Source organism: Corallococcus praedator (assembly GCF_003612125.1).
GTDB lineage: Bacteria > Myxococcota > Myxococcia > Myxococcales > Myxococcaceae > Corallococcus > Corallococcus praedator.
In genome coordinates this window covers 1-17,267 of record NZ_RAWI01000036.1, presented here as the reverse complement: position 1 = coordinate 17,267, position 17,267 = coordinate 1, and the positions used below count along the sequence as shown (strand labels likewise).

The window sequence follows — 17,267 nt, the reverse complement described above, 5'->3', positions numbered from 1 at the left end:
CGCTCCGGGAGCCCTCCATGGCCGTACATCCCCCCTCTGGCTCCACCAACCGTCTGTCCCGGGAGCCTTCGCCCTACCTGCGCCAGCACGCCACCAATCCCGTGGACTGGCACCCGTGGGGCGACGAGGCCCTGGCCCTGGCCCGCACCCAGAACAAGCCCATCCTGCTCTCCGTGGGCTACTCCGCGTGCCACTGGTGCCACGTCATGGCGCACGAGTCCTTCGAGTCCCCCGACACCGCGCGCCTGATGAACGACGGCTTCATCAACATCAAGGTCGACCGCGAGGAGCGCCCGGACCTGGATCAAATCTACCAGGGCGTCGTGCAGCTCATGGGACAGGGCGGAGGCTGGCCCCTCACCGTCTTCCTCACGCCCGACCTGCGCCCCTTCTACGGCGGCACCTACTTCCCGCCCGAGGACCGCTACGGCCGGCCCGGCTTCCCCCGCCTGCTCACCGCGCTGCGCGACGCGTGGGACACCAAGGCCGACGAAATCGAGGAGCAGGCCCGCCGCTTCCAGGAGGGCCTGGGCGAGCTGTCCTCGCACGGCCTGGATGCAACTCCCGGCCACCTGTCCGCCGAGGACATCGTCGCCATGGGCCATGCCATGGCCAAGCGCATGGACCCGGTGAACGGCGGCTTCGGCGGCGCGCCCAAGTTCCCCAACCCGATGAACGTGGCGCTGCTGCTGCGCGCGTGGCGCCGGGGCGCCGGTGAGCCCCTGAAGGCAGCGGTGTTCCGCACGCTGGAGCGCATGGCGTTGGGCGGCCTCTACGACCAGCTGGGCGGCGGCTTCCATCGCTACTCGGTGGACGAGCGGTGGCTGGTGCCCCACTTCGAGAAGATGCTCTACGACAACGCCCAGCTCCTGCACCTGTACGCGGAAGCGGAGCAGGTGGAGTCGCGCCCCCTGTGGCGCAAGGTCGTGGAGGAGACCGTCGAATACGTGCGCCGCGAGATGACCGACCCGGCTGGCGGCTTCTACGCCACGCAGGACGCGGACAGCGAAGGCGAGGAGGGGAAGTTCTTCGTCTGGCGCCCGGAGGAGGTCCGCGCGGTGCTCTCCCCCAGCCAGGCCGACACCGTGCTGCGCCACTACGGCATCACCCCGCAGGGCAACTTCGAACACGGCGCCACCGTGCTGGAGGTCGTCACCCCCGTGGAGACGATCGCGACCGAGCAGGGCCGGCCCGTGGAGTCGGTGCAGCAGGAACTGGCCGAAGCCCGCCGCCTCCTCTTCGCCGCGCGCGAGCAGCGCGTGAAGCCGGGCCGCGACGACAAGATCCTCGCCGGGTGGAACGGGCTGATGATCCGTGGCCTCGCGCTCGCCGCGCGCGTCTTCGACCGGCCGGACTGGGCGAAGCTCGCGGCGAACGCGGCGGACTTCGTGCTCGCGAACCAGTGGGACGGCACGCGGCTGCTCCGCTCGCACCAGGACGGCAAGGGCCGCATCGACGGCTTCCTGGAGGACTACGGCGACCTGGCCGCCGGCCTCACCGCGCTCTATCAGGCGACGTTCGACGCGAAGTACCTGGACGCGGCGGATGCGATTGCACACCGCGCGGTGGCGCTCTTCTGGGACGAGGAGAAGCACGCGTACCTGTCGGCACCCCGGGGGCAGAAGGACCTGGTGGTGGCGGCCTACTCCCTCTTCGACAACGCCTTCCCCTCCGGTGCCTCCACGCTGACGGAGGCGCAGGTGGCGCTCGCGGCGCTCACGGGCGACGTGGCCCACCTGGACCACCCGGAGCACTACGTGGCCAAGCTGAGAGATCAGCTCGTGCGCAACCCGCTGGGCTACGGGCACCTGGGGCTCGCGGCGGACTCGCTGCTGGACGGCGCGTCCGGCGTCACCTTCGCGGGCACGCGTGACGCCGTGGCGCCGCTGCTGGCCGCCGCGAACCGCACCTACGCCCCCGCGTTCTCCTTCGGGTGGAACGACACTTCCGCCCCGCCGCCCGCGCGCCTCCAGGAACTCTTCGAGGGGCGCGATCCGGTGGAAGGGCGGGGCGCGGCGTACCTGTGCCGCGGCTTCGTCTGCGAGCGGCCGCTGACGGACGCGGCCACGCTCGCGGAACGACTGGTGGCGCCCCCGGGCCACTGAAGAGGGCCCGGGACGCCGCCGACGCCTACTTCACGTCGGTGACCTGGAGCGAACCGATGAGGGGCGTGATTTCAGCGTTCCCCTCGTAGCCCACGGCGAAGTGCGTGGCGTCCGCGACGGGCTGGTTGAAGGTGGGGTCCAACTGGGTCCACTCGCCCACCCAGGCCTCCACCCACTCGTGCCAGTACAGCGCGGGCACGCCGTCGGAGTTCACCATGTAGATGACGCCGTCCACGCGCCGCGCGGGGATGCCGGACGCGCGCAGCATCGCCACCGTGAGCAGCGAGTGCTCCGTGCAGTCGCCCTTCTTCTGGCGCAGCACGTCCGTGGCCCGGTCCGCGCTGGCGCCGTAGTCCTTCTGCAGGTTGCTGTACACCCACGCGGACAGCATCCGCGCCGCCGTGTACGCGTCCTTCTCCTCCCGGATGATGCTCTTGGCCTGCGCGACGATGGCCGGCGCCTCGGACTCCACCGCGAGCGTGGACTTGAGGTTCTCCCCGCCGTCGGGGTCGGCCACCGGCCGGGGCTTGCGGCCCCTGGGCGCGGGCGGCGCCGCCATCAGCGTCACCTCCACGCGCCCGTCCGGCAGCGGCTTGTACTTCTGCCGGTACGTGTCCTGCTGGAACTTCGCCGGCAGGTTCTTCATCACCAGCGTCACCTGCCCGGGCACCTCGCGCGCCTTCGCGGGCAGCGGCTTGGGCAGCACCACGCGCGTGAGGCCGAACACCTCCACCAGGTCCATGCGCTTGGCCACGCTCTCGGACTCTGCGCGAGCCTGCATCGTCTGCCCGAAGTCCACGCGCACCATCTTCCCGTCCGTCGTCAGGAAGGCCGCCACCGGCACCTTCTCCTTGTCGGACAGCGTGCTCACGCGCGCGAGCTTCACCTTCACGCCGCCCAGCACCTGCTCCTCCGGAGCCTCCACCGTCGTGACGGTGCGGTAGCCCTCCAGGTCGGTGCCATCCAGCAGCACGCCCTCCACCTTCTTGCCGCGCAGCAGCGCCACGCGCGCCTGGTCGGCGTCGTCCACCGTCTCCTTGGGCGCGGGCATGGGCTTGAGCACTTCCTCCGGCTGGCCCGGGCGCTTGCGCACCACTCGCAGCCCGTCCGCCGTCACCGTGCCCACCAATTCATTGTCCCCGCCGTCCCCGCGCTGGCTGACGGTGAAGGACAGCAGGCGCCCACCCGGCTTCGCTTCGTAGACGCGCACCTCGCGGTGCACGCGCTCCGACACGCGCGTGCCCACCTGCGCCTTGAAGATGAGCTCGTTGACGCTCTGCACCTTCCCGCCCGGCAGCGCCGTCAGGTCGGTGAAGAACCAGCCCACCTTCTTGTCCATCAGGTACAGGCCGAAGTACTCGCCGCCCTTGGGGCGGGGGGCCTTCAGCGCGTCGGAGACCTCCTGCGCCTGCGGGGCGGGGGACTCCTGGGTCTTCGCCTGGGCCTTGGCCGCCGCGGCCTTCGCCTGGGACTTCAGCGCGGAGGTGGAGGGGGCCTGGGCCCAGGCCGGGGAGGGTGCCCCCGTCAGCAGGGCGAGCAGGCTCAACAATCCCAGACGGGTGCGTCGCATCGGTCGGTTCATGGAAGGCATCTGCCCCCTCCTGACGGGGACCCGGGCGGCGTCTTCACGCCCAGGGGTGGTCCGCTACGGACTGCCAGCTACAGGCGCTTGGTCAGGATGATGAGGTCGTCGCCCTGCTTGTAGAAATCCCGCAGGCGCGCCTCCTCACCGTACTTCATGGACGCGTAGAAGCCGCGCGTGGGGCCGTAGGCCTCCGTGGCGCTCGTCTCCACGCGGATGATGCGCGCACGGCGGCGGCGCAGGTCGCCTTCCATCGCGGACACCAGCGCCGCGCCCACGCCCTGGCCCCGGACGCGCTGCGCGGAGGCGATCCAGTACAGGTCGAAGGCGTTCTCCGTCATCGGCGTCGGGCCGTAGCACGCGTACCCGACCAGCCCGCCCTCCTCCGGACCGCGGTCCGCCACGAGGATGGAATAGTCCCGGTTGCCCGCGGTGAGCGCGATGTCAACCAGCTCGATGGCGCAGTCCTTCTCCTCCTGCGAGAAGGTTTCGATTTCCCGGATCAGCGCGGCGAGCGGTTCCCGGTCCTTTCTTTCGAGTGTGCGGATTTCCATGGGTTCTTTCGAGAGCGACCTCCACCAGTCGTGAGGCCAGGGTCGCGTAATCCATCCCAGCGGCTTGCGCCGCCTTCGCGAACCCCGCGCCCGGGTGAAGGTCGCAGTTGGGGTTGATGTCGATGACGTACGGCACACCCTCGGGCGACACCCGAAGGTCCACGCGTCCATAGTCCTGGCAGTCCAGCGCTGCAAATGCTTCCAGCGCCGTCTGGATGCAACGGGCTTCCTGCACTGCGTCGAGCTTGCACGGCCCGGAGGTCGAGTCCCGGTACTCCGGCGACTCCACCTCCCACTTGGCCCGGTACGACACGATGTTCGGACGGTTGTCGAACGCGTGGCCGAAGTGGATCTCCGTGAGCGGCAGCGCCTGTCGCGGGGTGTTGCCCAGCAGCGGCACGTACACCTCGCGGCCCGGGATGTACTGCTCCACCAGCGCGGGCTGGTGGAAGGTCTTGAGCACCGCCTCGCACGCACGCACCAGCGCCGAGCGCTCCGTCACCACGGAGTCGAAGTCCATGCCCACGCTCGCATCCTCGCGCGCGGGCTTCACGATGAGGGGCCAGGGCAGGTCCACCGCCAGGGCGTCCTCGAGGCGGCGCACCACGCAGGAGGCGGGCGTGGACACGCCGTTGGCGCGCAAGAGCTCCTTCGCCTTGGGCTTGTGCAGCGCCAGGCCCAGCGACAGGGCGGACGAGCCGGTGTACGGCAGGCCCAGCGCGTCCAGGAGGCACGGGACGGCCATCTCCCCGCGGCTGTCGGCGGCCAGCGACTCGCAGAGGTTCACCACGAGGTCGGGCTGGAGGAAGCGCAGGGCCTCCACGAAGTCCAGCCGGTCCCCCTCGATGGCGAGCGGCTCGGCGTTCACGCCGTCCCGGCTCAGCGCCTGGGCCAGGCCTTCAGCCACCCGGACCACGTCCTCGCGGGCTTCTCGCCCCGGGTCTTCTTCAAGCAGCTCGTGGTCGCGATTGTGCAGCAGGATGATGTGCATTCGGAGTGGGTGAAGGGTTAGCACGTCCCCAGGGACCTTCCCAGCTTGAGACACGGTGGCTGGTCGGCCCCTCACAGGGCTACCGCCCGCCAGGGTCTGCGGTACGGTAGGTGACCTCCAAGGTGGGCGACCGCCTGGAGGAGGTCCGGGATTCCCGAAGCCCGGCAAGGACGACATGCGGATTCGCGACCCCATTCACGGCGTCATCCCGGTGAGCGACCCGGAGAAGGCCGTCATCGACAGCCGCTTCTACCAGCGGCTGCGCTACGTGCGGCAGCTGGGCTTCGGGGACATGGCCTTCCCGGGCGCCACCCACACCCGCCACGCCCACAGCCTGGGCGCCATGTTCGTCGCCTCGCGCGTCTTCAGCGCCGTGGCCAGCCGGTCCGACCTGCCGGACGATGTGCGTGAACATTTCTGCGAAGCCGTGAGATTGGCGGTGCTGTGTCATGACCTGGGGCACATGCCGCTGTCGCATGCGTCGGAGCGCATCGCGCCCCGGCGGTCGCTGCTGCGGCTGCCCGGCTGGCTGGATTCCGTGGCGGAAGGGGAGCAGGCGAACCACGAGGACTTCACCGCCAAGCTCATCCTGGACAGCTCCCTGACGGAGGTCATCCAGCGCGAGTTCAGCCCCCGGGGCATCACCCCCATGGCGACGGTGGCGCTCATCTCCGGCGCGAAGCCGCCCAAGGACCCGGGCTTCACCCACAAGGGCGTGGACTGGACGCCGCTGTTGCGCGCCATCGTCTCCGGGGAGCTGGACGCGGACCGGATGGACTACCTGTTGCGCGACTCGTTCTACACGGGCGTGAACTACGGCCGGTACGACCTGGATTGGATCGTCTCCAACCTGAACCCGGCGGTGAAGGACGGCAAGGCGGTGCTGGCCCTGTCGCGCGCGGCGGCGTTCGCGTTCGAGGACTTCCTGCTCAGCCGCTACCACATGTTCGTGTCGGTGTACCTGCACCACACGTCGGTGAACTTCGACCACATGCTGCGCCGGTACTACGAGGAGACGCCCGGCGAGTTCGAGATCCCCGCGGACCCGGAGGCCTTCCTCCTCTGTGACGACGCGGCGCTCTGGTACACGCTGCGCCGTTCGAAGAACCGGTGGGCGGAGCGCATCAGCCGCCGGCAGGGCTTCAAGCTGCTGGCGCAGTTCACGGAGCGCGACACCGGCTACGACCTGGAGGTGCTCAACAGCGCGCTCACCAGCGAGGGCTTCGAGCACTACACCGTCCAGTCCAAGGGCGCGCTCAGCAAGTACGTGGGGGCGGCCGGGGGCAACCCGGGCCTGTTCATCCTGGATGTCTCCACGGGCCGGCTCACGGAGGTGGCGCGGTACACGCCGCTGTACCAGCGCTACAGTGGCGCGGTGCGACTGACGCGGCTCTATGTCCGGCCAGACCAGGCGGAGCGGGCGCGCGAGATGATGGGCCGGCTGCTCGGCCAGACGACGCAGTCCTGAAGGATGGTGCAACCATGAGCGAGCCCCTTCCCGGCATGGGCCTCTTCGCGCCCTACGCCCCCGTCGAACCCCGGGCCTCCTCGGTGGTCATCCTCTACCGCCGCGCCCGCGATGGCGTGGGCGTGGAGGTGTTCTGGGTGAAGCGCGAGCGGGCGCTGGCCTTCGCTGGCGGCTTCTACGCCTTCCCCGGCGGGAAGCTGGACCGCGACGACGCGGACGTGCCCGTGCAGGGCGCGCAGGGCGAAGAGGCCGCGCTGCGTTCGGCGGCGGCGCGCGAGCTGTTCGAGGAGGCGGGCGTGCTGGTGGCGGAGGGGGCGCGGGCCCTGTCTCCGGAGGCGCTGGCGGAGGCTCGGACCGCGCTGCTCGCCGGGTCGCTGAAGTGGAGCGAGTGGCTTTCGCGCCACGCCCTCTTACTGCGCGCGGAGGACCTGAAGCCCGCGGGCCGGTGGATCACCCCGCCTTCGATTCCCGTTCGCTTCGACACGCGCTTCTACCTGGTGGAGCTGCCGGAGACCGCGACCGCGAGCATCGTCCCCGGCGAGCTGTCCGAGGGCGCGTGGATCCGTCCGGAGGACGCGCTGTCGCGCTGGAGTGACGGCACGGCGCTCCTGCACCCGCCCGCGCAGCACGCGTTGCAGGTGCTGTCGGAGTTCAAGGACGAAGCGGACGCGCGCGCCCGGCTGAACACGCCGCCGTACTGCCCGGGCTACGTGGCCCAGCGCATCGAGTTCCAGCGCGGCGTGCGCGTGGTGGCGCTGGAGACGCCCACGCTGCCGCCCGCGACGCACACCAACGCGTACGTGCTGGGCACGGGCGACCTGCTCATCGTGGACCCCGGGTCGTCGGACGTGAAGCAGTACGCGAAGCTGCTGTCGCTGGTGTCCAGCCTGAAGGCGGAGGGGATGCGGCCCCTGGCGGTGGTGCTCACCCACCACCACGGCGACCACGTGGGCGGGGCGCTCGCGGTGAAGGAGCGGCTGGGGATTCCGCTCTGGTGCCACGCGCGCACGGCGGACCGGCTGGACTTCCAGGCGGAGCGGCTGCTGGAGGACGGCGAGGTGCTGGAGCTGGGCGGCCCGCTGCCGCAGCGCTGGCGCGTGTTGCACACGCCGGGGCACGCGCAGGGGCACCTGTGCCTGGTGGACTCGCGCAGCAAGGCGGCGGTGGTGGGGGACATGGTGGCCAGCGTGGGCTCCATCGTCATCGATCCGCCGGAGGGCAACATGGTGGACTACCTCACGCAGCTGCGAAGGCTGCGCGACTGGCCCGTCACCACGCTGTACCCCGCGCACGGCGCGCCGGTGCCGGACGGCCCGGGCAAGCTGGACGAGTACCTGCGCCACCGCGCCCAGCGCGAGGCCATCATCCTGGAGGCGGTGCCGTCGACGGGCGCCACGCTGGCGGAGGTGGTGGCGACGGCCTACGCGGACACGCCGCCGCTGCTGCATCCGGTGGCGGAGCGCAGCGCCCTGGCCACGCTGGAGAAGCTGGTGGCGGAGGGCCGCGTGCGCGAGGAGTCCTTCAGCTGGTTCCGCGTGGGGGCCTGACGCGGTTAGGCTGGGAGGTGCTCATGAGCACCTCCTCTCCTGGCGGACCCGTCACGGTCATCGTCCACCGGCGCGTGAAGCCCGGCACCGAGGTCCGCTTCGAAGCGTGGCTGCACGGCGTCACCGCCGAGGCCATGCGCTTTCCCGGCAACCTCGGCGTCAACGTCCTGCGTCCTCCGAGCGCCGCCACCGGGGACTACGTCCTCATCTTCCGTTTCGACTCGTATCCCCACCTCCAGGCCTGGGAGGAGTCGCCTGTCCGCGCCGAGTGGCTGGCGCGGGCCCTCGAGTTCACCGTGGGCGAGGTGCGCATCCGCAAGGAGACGGGGCTCGAGTACTGGTTCGACGCTCCCGGCCAGTCCCGTCCTCCGCCGCGTCACAAGATGGTCCTCGTGACGGTGCTCGGCATCTACCCGCTGCTCATCCTCGTCATGCCGCTGCTGCGCAGCGTGTTCCGCGGCCTGCCGGAGCTGCTCGCGGCGCTGATGTCGGCGGTGGTGCTGGTGTCCCTGATGACGTACGCCATGATGCCGCTGCTCACCCGGCTGCTGGCCCCCTGGCTGTTCCCCAGCGCCCCCAAGGCAGCCCCTGAACCCAGGCCCTGAAGGCCTTGAGCGAAGTGGCTTCGAGGGACGCGGACCTGGCCTCCACGGACCTGCCTGACGCGGGTCAGAAGCTGCCCAGCAGGCCCAGGTGCGGGCCCTTCGCGCCGTAGGTGGCCACGGGCATCAGGCGCACACCCCGTGGCGCCTGGGACTCGCGCGAGGCCTCTTCCAGCCGGAGGGCGCTGCTGTGGGTCAGCTCGTAGCCCACGCTCGCGCCCACCACCGGGAGGATGAAGAGCGCGGCGTTCACGGCCGGGGGCGCGTCGGAGCCGCCGCTGTTCACCAGCGAGAGGCCCAGCAGCGTCGCGCCCCAGCCCACCATGCTCCCGGCCACCGTGGGGCCCAGCCTGCCGCGCCCGTTCATGAACCGGCCGCCCGCGTACGTGCCCACCGGGATGCCGATGAGCGCCCCGGCCGCGGCGCCCGCGACGGCCACCACCAGGCACTCGTCGCAGCCCACCGTGGCGGAGCCCAGCAGGTAGCCGAAGGAGCCCAGCACCGTGGCGCCCACGACGCCGCCCGCCGCGCCGCCCAGCACCTCCACCGCCACGCGCGGCACGGGGTCCTTCGACGGCGGGGGGCGCGCTTCCGGCAGGGCCCCGGCGGTGACGGAGGGACGCGACCCGGCGGGCTCATCCCCGGGGGGGGCGACTTCCGGCGGCGGCGGCACGTCCTCTTCCGCCGCGCCCACCAGGGGCGGCGGTGTGAGGTTCCCGGTCGGAGCCGTGGCCGGCTCGGCGGGGGCTTCCTGGGCGGAGGCCAGGCCCGACACGAGCAGCAGGGCGAGGAGTGGGAACAGTCGGGAGCGCTTCACCACGTTCCACGCTACCGCAAGGGCGGCGGCTGCGTCGCCCCGTCCCCGGCCCCGGCCGCATCCACGCGCGCCCGCCGGCGCATGACGGCCCGGTAGAGCAGCGGCGCCACGGCCAGCAACACCTGCGGCACCAACGACAGCGCGTCCGGGTACAGGCCCAGCATGTCCACGGTGATGAAGCGCACCGGCACCAGCGGCAGCGCGCCGACCTCCTGCAGCGAATGGATGCCCTTGCCCAGCAGCATCACCGCCGTCACCACCAGCACCACGGTGGAGAGGTTGAAGAGCGCCTTCATGGGCAGCCGGTAGCCCATGCGGTTGATGAAGAGCACCAGCACCGCCAGCGCCGCGATGCCCGCTGCCACGCCCCAGGCCACGCCCGCGGCGGAGTCCACCGCGAGCCCCTGCAGGAAGATGGCCGTCTCGAAGCTCTCGCGCAGCACCGACGTGAAGGCGATGGCGAACAGGCCGAAGGTGCTCCCCCGGCCCAGCGCGCCCTGCATGCGCTGGCGCAGCTCCCCCATGAAGTGGCTCACGTTGGCGCGCGCGTTGAGCCACAGCGCCGCGTACAGCAGCATGCCCACGGCGACGAGCGCGGTGACGCCCTCCATCCACTCGCGCTGTGCCCCGGCCAGCAGCTTGCGGCCCAGCACGTAGGCCAGCGCGCCGACGATGAGCGCGGACACCCAGCCCGTGTGCACCACGCGCACCTGGTCCATGGCCTTCATCTTCTTGAGCGCCGCCAGCAGGGCCGTGACGATGATGGTCGCCTCGAAGCCCTCGCGCAGCAGGATGAGCAGCGTCAGCCACATCACGGACAGCATGTCCGTCGTGCCGCCGTTCGCCTTGCGCGCCTGGTCGAGCAGCGACAGCAGCTCCCGTCCCTCGTCCTGGAGGTGCGGGCTCTTGCGCTCGGCGGCGAGCCGCGCCTGCATGAAGGCCTCCTCCAGCTTCTGGGTGAGGACCGGGTCGCGTCCGCGCAGCTTGGGCTCCACCGGCTCCAGGCCGTTGAGGTACGCGTCCAGCAGCTCCGTCTTCGCGCCGAGGTAGTCGCCCGCGGCGGCCATGCGCATCGCGTTGCCCACCGACTGCCGCGCGGCGAGCAGGGCCTTCTCCTCGTCCTCGTCCGGCATGTCCTGGCGGAGGCACGCGACCTTGTCCGCGCCGTACTCCTTCGCGAGCTCCGCGTCGGTGGCGGTGGCCAGGCGCTCCAGCGATGCGCGCGGCGGCTCGCCCTGGCACGGCGGCTGGCGCAGCGTGAAGACGAAGAAGGCGAGCGACCAGCGGTCGTCCTCGGAGAGGGTGGGGTAGGCCGGCATCGCGGTGCCGGGCACGCCGAAGCTGGTGGTGTTGAACGCCTTGTAGGGCGTCAGGCCCTCCTCCATCAGCTCCGGATCCTGGAAGTTCGCCGGAGCGGGCTCCATGGTGGCCGCGATGGCCACCGCCGCCTTGCCGTCCACCCCGTGGCAGGCCGCGCAGTTCGCCTGGAACAGCTTCGCGCCATGCTCCAGGTCCGGCGTCTTGCGGGGACTGCGCGCCAGCCCCCCCGCCAGCACCAGGCTCTCCACCAGCTCACCGCAGTCGCGGCTCACGCCTTCGGGATCGATGGACTGGTCCACGCGCGCCTGGATGGCCTGCACCCGCGGCACGAAGGTGGCCGCCGCCGGGCCCAGGTCCTTCGCCGCGTCCAGCGCCTCCGCCGCGAAGCTCTTCTGCTCCGTCAGCTCGAACTCCGAGCGCGACGACACCGCCGCCGGATAGTCCGCCTGGAGGTACTGGAGGATGCCCACCAGCCGGTGCCAGGTGCGCCCCTCGTCGGACGCGGGCGCTTCAGCCCGGACGGTGGAGGACAGCGCGAGCAGCAGGCACAGCGTGACGGAGGCGGCGCGATTCACGCCCGACTTCTACCAACGCCCCCTGGGGCGTTCAATTCTGAGAATCAATATCAGGAGACAGCGCCCCTTCGGTGACGCATGCGTGCTCCTTGGGGGTGAGGAACGCGCAAGGTGCGTCATCCGAAAAACACCCGGAGTCAGGGCCATCCCTGGCGCTCGTAGGTGAGGAAACGGAAGGGGAGGTCTGCTTCCGGGTGGGGTTCCTCCTCCACGAGACTCCACGCGGACAGGTCCACGGGCGGGAAGCAGGCGTCGCCCGGGAAGTCGCGCGCGATGAGCGTGAGGTAGAGCCGGTGCCACCGGTCCGCGGTCTGTTCGTACAGGTCCGCGCCGCCCGCGATGAAGACCTCGGTGTCGGCCCGGGCCTGCTCCAGCGCCTCGTCCACGGAGCGCGCCACCTGGACGCCGGGCGGGGCGGCCCAGTCCGGCTGGCGGGTGAGGACCACGGTGGTGCGGCCGGGCAGGGGCCTTCCGATGGACTCGTACGTCTTGCGGCCCATGACGAGGGTGTGGCCCATCGTCAGGCGCTTGAAGCGGGCCAGGTCCTGCGGCAGGCGCCAGGGCAGGGTGTTGCCCTGGCCGATGGTCCGGTTCGCCGCCATGGCGACGATGGCGGACAGGCGCGGTGTCATACGGCCACGGGCGCCTTGATGGCGGGGTGCGGGTCGTAGCCTTCCAGCGTGAAGTCCTCGTAGCGGAAGGCGAACAGGTCCTTCACTTCCGGGTTGATGCGCATGCGCGGCAGGGCGCGGGGCTCGCGCTTCAACTGCTCCCGGGCCTGCTCCACGTGGTTCAGGTACAGGTGCGCGTCGCCCAGCGTGTGGATGAACTCGTGCGCGACCAGGCCGGTGGCCTGCGCCACCATCATCGTCAGCAGCGAGTACGACGCGATGTTGAAGGGCAGCCCCAGGAAGATGTCCGCGCTGCGCTGGTAGAGCTGGCAGGACAGGCGGCCGTCGGCCACGTAGAACTGGAACATCACGTGGCAGGGCGGCAGCTTCATGGCGGGCAGGTCCGCCACGTTCCACGCGCTCACCAGGTGCCGGCGCGAGTCCGGGTTCTTCTTGAGCCCGTCCACCAGTTGCCGCATCTGGTCCACGGGCGTGCCGTCCGGCGTGCTCCACGAGCGCCACTGGTGGCCGTACACGGGGCCCAGGCTTCCGTCGGCGTTGGCCCACTCGTCCCAGATGGTGACGCCGTGCTCCTGGAGCGAGCGCACGCTCGTGTCCCCCCGGAGCATCCACAGGAGTTCGTGGAGGATGGACTTCACGTGCAGCTTCTTCGTCGTCACCAGCGGAAAGCCCTGGGCGAGGTCGAAGCGGAGCTGATGGCCGAAGAGGCTCAGGGTCCCCGTGCCGGTCCGGTCACCTTTCTTCGTACCGTGGTGCAGGACATGGTCCAGCAGACTCAGGTATTGCTGCATGGGCCCCTTATGAATCGGTCCGGTGGGGCAGGCAATGCCAACTTCCTGCCCGTCGTTAAGAGGATGAAATGAAGATCTACACGAAGACCGGCGACGCGGGAGAGACAGGCCTGTTCGGTGGTGGACGCGTCGCGAAGGATGACGCGCTGGTGGACGCCTACGGGGAGGTGGACGAGCTCAACGCCACGCTGGGCCTCGCGCGGACCTTCTCGCTGCCCGCGGACCTGGACCACTTCCTCCAGCGCCTGCAGGACCAGCTCTTCACCGTGGGCGCGGTGCTGGCCACGCCGCCGCACACCAAGGCGGCGGCGCACATTCCGGAGTTGAAGCTGGAGTGGGTGGAGGAGATGGAGCGCCACATCGACCGGTACGAGGAGGAGCTGCCGAAGATGACGCACTTCATCCTGCCCGGTGGCGCGCCCGCGGCGGCGGCGCTGCACCTGTCGCGCACGGTGTGCCGCCGGGCCGAGCGCCGGGTCGTGACGCTGCTGCGCGAGGACAAGGCCCCGCCCGCGGTGGCCATGTACCTCAACCGCCTGTCGGACCTGCTCTTCGTCGTGGCGCGGCTGGTGAACTTCCGCGCCGGCCTGCCCGACGTGAAGTGGATCCCCGAGAAGCCCTCGAAGTAGCCGTGACCCCGCTGCCTACCGCCCGGCTCCGGGACCTCGCCCAGCAGGTGGGCTTCGACCTCATCGGCTTCGCTCGCGCGGAGCCCATCCCCCCGTCGTCGCTGCTGTCGTGGCTGGAGGCCGGCTACGACGCGGACATGGACTGGATGGGGTCGCGCGCGGAGGAGCGGCTCGACGTGTCGGTGCTGCTGCCGGGCGCGAAGACGGTGCTGTCCTTCGCGAACAACTACTACCGGGACGACGCGCCGTCGCAGGGCTCGCCCATCGCTCGGTACGCGCGGGGCCGGGACTACCACTCCACGCTGCGCGACCGGATGAAGGCGTTCCGCAAGACGATCAACGAATGGTACCCGGGGCTGGGCACCTACGGCGGCGTGGACAGCGGGCCCATGATGGAGAAGGTCTGGGCCGCGCGCGGAGGCCTGGGGTACGTGGGCAAGAACGGCTGCCTCATCACCGAGTCCCACGGTTCCTGGGTGCTGCTGGCCACGCTCATCCTGGACGCGGCGGTGGACGAATACCCGCCAGGTCCCGTGGCGGACCGCTGCGGTTCCTGCCGACGGTGTCTCATGGCGTGTCCCACGGGCGCGCTGGTGGGCAACCGGCAGGTGGATGCGCGGGCGTGCCTGTCGTACCAGACCATCGAGAACCGCGACCGCGACGTGCCGGAGGCGTTCCGGTTCAAGTTCGACAACCTCATCTTCGGCTGCGACATCTGCCAGCAGGTGTGCCCCCTCAACCGCAAGCCGGTGCACGCGGAGGACGCGCGCTTCACGCCCCGCGCGGTGGCGTCGCTGGGCACGGCGGAGCTGGCGGCCCTGACACCCGAGCAATACAAGGAACTCATCCCTGGCACCGCGCTGGCCCGCGCGCGCTACGACGGTTTGAGGCGCAACGCTGTCTATGCGCTGGGGGTGGCACGGCAGACGCAAGCCCGGCCGCTGCTCGAAAAACTCAGCGACGACTCCAGCGAACTGGTACGCAGCGCCGCGAAATGGGCGCTTCTCCAACTGGAGTCGTGACACCGGGTGCCGTCGCTGCGCCGCTCGGGCGGGTGTACGCGGCGCTCGGGTTGCAGGTGCTGATCAGCGCGGGCACGTACCTGGCGGCCAAGCGCGCGATGACGGAGCTGTCGCCGTTCACCGTGGTGCTGTGGCGCTTCCTGGTGTGCGGCGTCGCGTTCACGCTGTTGCTCGCGCTGACGCCGGGGCCGAAGCTGCCACCGCGCAGTGCGTGGAAGCGCGTGGCGCTGCTGGGGCTGATGGGCGGGCCGGTGAACCAGACGCTGTTCTTCTCCGGGCTGTCTCGCTCCACGTCGGCGCACGCGGCGCTGCTCTACGCGCTGACGCCGTTGGGGGTGTACGTGGCCAGCCTCGTGCTGGGCCGCGAGCGGGCCTCCCGCCGGGCGACGCTGGGCATCCTCACCGCGCTGGTGGGGGTGGTGGTGCTGCTGTTGGGCCGGGGGCTCGCGAGCGCGCAAGGTTCGCTCCAGGGCGACCTGCTCATCCTCATGGCGGTGGTGGCGTGGGTCATCTACACGACGGAGGGACGGCCGCTGGCCTCCGAGTACGGAGCGCTGCGCGCCACGGCGTGGACGATGACGGTGGCGACGGCGCTGCAACTGCCGCTCATCCCGTTCGTGCTGGAGCCCGCGCAGGTGTGGGCCGCGAGCTTCGCGGCGAAGGCCGCCATCGTGTACCTGGGGCTGATGACGTCGGTGGTGGCGTACCTGCTCTGGTACTACGCGCTGTCGAAGGTGCCCGCGTCGAAGGTGGCCATCTTCTCCAACCTGCAACCGGCGGCGACGGCGCTCGCGGCCTGGGCCTTCCTGGACGAAGCGCTGCACTGGGAGCTCGCGCTGGGCGGCGCGCTGGTGCTCCTGGGGGTGCGGCTGACGCAGGCCGCGCCGGTGAAGCCTGCTCCGGTGGTGGTGCGCGCGGGTTGAGGTCGTGGCCTCCGTCCTCGCGTCAGGAGCCGCAGCTCCGTGCATCCGTCCGGACGAAGACGCGGACCGGTCCCGGGTCCGCCACCTCCTCGAACCGTGAATCGCGCACGAGTGTGTCGAGGAACGCCTCCCGTGAGGCGGCTCCCAGCAGGTGGGGCTCCACGTGCGGGGGAACGAGCACGACCTGGGCCCGCTCATGGTGGTGCAAGAGGAAGCGGTCGTAGCCGTTGGGCACGAAGACGACCGAGCGGAAGTCCGTGGCCACCGCCCGCCGTGAGGCACAGGCCTGGACATGGCGCGCGAAGGCCTGGCGGAAGTCGTCATCCACCGGGGGCATGGGACGCAGGGGCGGGGACCCCACGGTCCGGTCGAAGCGCGCGACCTGGATGAGCGCGAGCCCGGCGAGCAGCAGCGCGGGCGCCATCGCGGCGCGGGCGGGGACCCACCCGCGTGCGAGCACGCCCCGCCAGAGCACGGCGAGCTGACCGAAGCCCGCCGCCGCGCACACGCCCAGCCCGGGCAGCAGGAAGGCGGAGTTGTAGAACCAGAGCAGGCGCTTGTCCGGCGCATCCGCCATGAAGAAGAAGGTGCCCGGCAGGGTGCTGAGGAGCGCGGCCGCGGGCGCGAGGAGCTGGATCCACAGGAAGCTTCGCTGGAACACAAGCAGCCCGCTGGTGGACACGTCGTGCACCACCCGCCCGGGGTCGCCCATCGCGGTGAGGGCCACCTGCCCCCAGGTGTCGCCGTAGTGCGACCAGAACCGCGTGCCGGAAGGTGTCCCGAGCGCCGGCAGCACCACCGCGACACAGAGGGCAAGGTAGCCGAGCGACAGCGCGGACACCCCGAGCGCCCTGCGCGTGAGCTGCGAGCGCGGCGGACGGGCCACGGCTGGCAGCAGCAGCAGCGCCGCCGACTGGAAGGCGAGGAACAGGCCTCCATCCGGGCGCACGCCCAGCGCGAGCAGCGCGATGAGCACGATCCACCGCATCCGGGCACCCCGGAGCAGGAGCACGAGCACCGCCGTGGCGCCCAACTGGAAGAAGACCTCGAAGTGCGCGGAGAGCGCGACCGTCTTCACGAAGGGGTTGAGCCCCAGGTACACCGCGAAGGCGACACAGGCCCAGGGCCGCCACGCGGCGGGAAGCAGCTCCCGCTCCTCGAACATGCGCTCGAAGCACCAGACCTGGAGCGCGACCGCCCCATACAGCGCCACCAGTCCCAGCACGACGAACAGGAACTGCGAGTCACTGAGCAGGAACAGCGGCGTGAGCAGCAGCAGCGTCGGGGTGAAGTGGATGGTGAGGTGGTTGAGGTCCGCGTCCGTCACCCAGAAGGGACGGCCCCGGTGCACCGCGTTCGCGAACAGGTCGTTCAGCAGGCCGAGGTCGTGGAACGCGAACACCCCGCCCCGGAAGGCGCTCCAGACGCAGACGAGCGTATAGACAAACAGGGCTCCGAGCACGAAATGCCAGGCGCGGACCCGATGCGCGAACGTGAAGGAAGGCAAGCGGCGGGACTCTGCCACACGCTCGCGGGGAGGACACGGCTTGAAGTGGCCCGGCGCGGGGACGCGATGGCGCCCCGCGCGCGCGGATGCACGGACTTGCTAGTCGCCGTTCGGATCCCAGTCGGAGATGTCCTTCTTCGGCTCCGGCGGCGGCTTCGGGCGCGGCGCCTCCACGGGACGGGGCGGGGGCGCCTTCTTCTCC

At 70.9% G+C, this 17,267-nt stretch carries 15 protein-coding genes; 7 read left to right on the top strand and 8 right to left on the bottom strand.

Annotation, left to right across the window (positions count from 1 at the left end; translation table 11 throughout):
• Nucleotides 1–17 precede the first annotated feature (17 nt).
• Nucleotides 18–2,105, top strand: a complete 2,088-nt coding sequence (locus D7Y13_RS07240; RefSeq protein ID WP_120583392.1) for a thioredoxin domain-containing protein — start codon at nucleotides 18–20, stop codon at nucleotides 2,103–2,105.
• 25 nt (nucleotides 2,106–2,130) lie between these two features.
• Here D7Y13_RS07240 and D7Y13_RS07235 read toward each other — a convergent pair whose 3' ends face one another.
• The 3 genes from D7Y13_RS07235 to D7Y13_RS07225 form a co-directional block, all read right to left on the bottom strand.
• Complete coding sequence (locus tag D7Y13_RS07235; RefSeq protein WP_233595502.1) at nucleotides 2,131–3,675, bottom strand: transglutaminase-like domain-containing protein; 1,545 nt, start codon at nucleotides 3,673–3,675, stop codon at nucleotides 2,131–2,133.
• Nucleotides 3,676–3,764: 89 nt separating this feature from the next.
• A complete protein-coding gene (locus D7Y13_RS07230) occupies nucleotides 3,765–4,241 on the bottom strand; it encodes a GNAT family N-acetyltransferase (protein WP_120531960.1) in 477 nt (158 codons plus the stop codon).
• On the bottom strand, nucleotides 4,132–5,232 hold the full coding sequence (locus D7Y13_RS07225) for a D-alanine--D-alanine ligase family protein (RefSeq protein ID WP_120531931.1): 1,101 nt from the start codon (nucleotides 5,230–5,232) through the stop codon (nucleotides 4,132–4,134). The genes D7Y13_RS07230 and D7Y13_RS07225 overlap by 110 nt, the downstream gene beginning before the upstream one ends.
• Nucleotides 5,233–5,407: 175 nt before the next feature.
• On the opposite strand from D7Y13_RS07225, the gene D7Y13_RS07220 reads away from it, so the two are divergent.
• The 3 genes from D7Y13_RS07220 to D7Y13_RS07210 are packed head-to-tail and all read left to right on the top strand — an operon-like array spanning nucleotide 5,408 to nucleotide 8,852.
• Nucleotides 5,408–6,700, top strand: coding sequence for an HD domain-containing protein (locus tag D7Y13_RS07220; protein WP_120583390.1), 1,293 nt, complete (start codon nucleotides 5,408–5,410; stop codon nucleotides 6,698–6,700).
• A gap of 14 nt (nucleotides 6,701–6,714) precedes the next feature.
• Complete coding sequence (locus D7Y13_RS07215; protein WP_120583389.1) at nucleotides 6,715–8,247, top strand: MBL fold metallo-hydrolase; 1,533 nt, start codon at nucleotides 6,715–6,717, stop codon at nucleotides 8,245–8,247.
• Between the two features lie 23 nt (nucleotides 8,248–8,270).
• Entirely contained in the window at nucleotides 8,271–8,852 is a 582-nt protein-coding gene (locus D7Y13_RS07210; protein ID WP_120583388.1) for an antibiotic biosynthesis monooxygenase, read from the top strand.
• 64 nt (nucleotides 8,853–8,916) lie between these two features.
• Here D7Y13_RS07210 and D7Y13_RS07205 read toward each other — a convergent pair whose 3' ends face one another.
• The 4 genes from D7Y13_RS07205 to D7Y13_RS07190 form a co-directional block, all read right to left on the bottom strand.
• A complete protein-coding gene (locus D7Y13_RS07205) occupies nucleotides 8,917–9,666 on the bottom strand; it encodes a GlsB/YeaQ/YmgE family stress response membrane protein (protein ID WP_120583387.1) in 750 nt (249 codons plus the stop codon).
• An 11-nt stretch (nucleotides 9,667–9,677) separates the two neighbouring features.
• Nucleotides 9,678–11,561, bottom strand: coding sequence for an FTR1 family protein (locus tag D7Y13_RS07200; protein ID WP_120583386.1), 1,884 nt, complete (start codon nucleotides 11,559–11,561; stop codon nucleotides 9,678–9,680).
• Between the two features lie 137 nt (nucleotides 11,562–11,698).
• Nucleotides 11,699–12,193 (bottom strand): dihydrofolate reductase, encoded by a 495-nt coding sequence (locus D7Y13_RS07195; RefSeq protein WP_120583385.1) that lies wholly within the window; start codon nucleotides 12,191–12,193, stop codon nucleotides 11,699–11,701.
• Nucleotides 12,190–12,984: a thymidylate synthase gene (locus tag D7Y13_RS07190; RefSeq protein ID WP_120583384.1), complete on the bottom strand. Its 795-nt coding sequence runs from the start codon at nucleotides 12,982–12,984 to the stop codon at nucleotides 12,190–12,192. The genes D7Y13_RS07195 and D7Y13_RS07190 overlap by 4 nt, the downstream gene beginning before the upstream one ends.
• Before the next feature lie 68 nt (nucleotides 12,985–13,052).
• On the opposite strand from D7Y13_RS07190, the gene D7Y13_RS07185 reads away from it, so the two are divergent.
• From D7Y13_RS07185 to D7Y13_RS07175, 3 genes are read left to right on the top strand one after another with little or no spacing between them, the layout of a single operon-like run.
• On the top strand, nucleotides 13,053–13,613 hold the full coding sequence (locus D7Y13_RS07185) for a cob(I)yrinic acid a,c-diamide adenosyltransferase (protein WP_120531923.1): 561 nt from the start codon (nucleotides 13,053–13,055) through the stop codon (nucleotides 13,611–13,613).
• Between the two features lie 2 nt (nucleotides 13,614–13,615).
• On the top strand, nucleotides 13,616–14,635 hold the full coding sequence (gene queG, locus D7Y13_RS07180) for a tRNA epoxyqueuosine(34) reductase QueG (RefSeq protein WP_120531922.1): 1,020 nt from the start codon (nucleotides 13,616–13,618) through the stop codon (nucleotides 14,633–14,635).
• A complete protein-coding gene (locus tag D7Y13_RS07175) occupies nucleotides 14,608–15,558 on the top strand; it encodes a DMT family transporter (protein ID WP_120583383.1) in 951 nt (316 codons plus the stop codon). Before queG ends, D7Y13_RS07175 begins: the two co-directional genes overlap by 28 nt.
• 22 nt (nucleotides 15,559–15,580) lie before the next feature.
• On the opposite strand, the gene D7Y13_RS07170 is transcribed toward D7Y13_RS07175, so the two are convergent.
• A complete protein-coding gene (locus D7Y13_RS07170) occupies nucleotides 15,581–17,065 on the bottom strand; it encodes a DUF2079 domain-containing protein (protein WP_158620351.1) in 1,485 nt (494 codons plus the stop codon).
• Nucleotides 17,066–17,267: the final 202 nt, after the last annotated feature.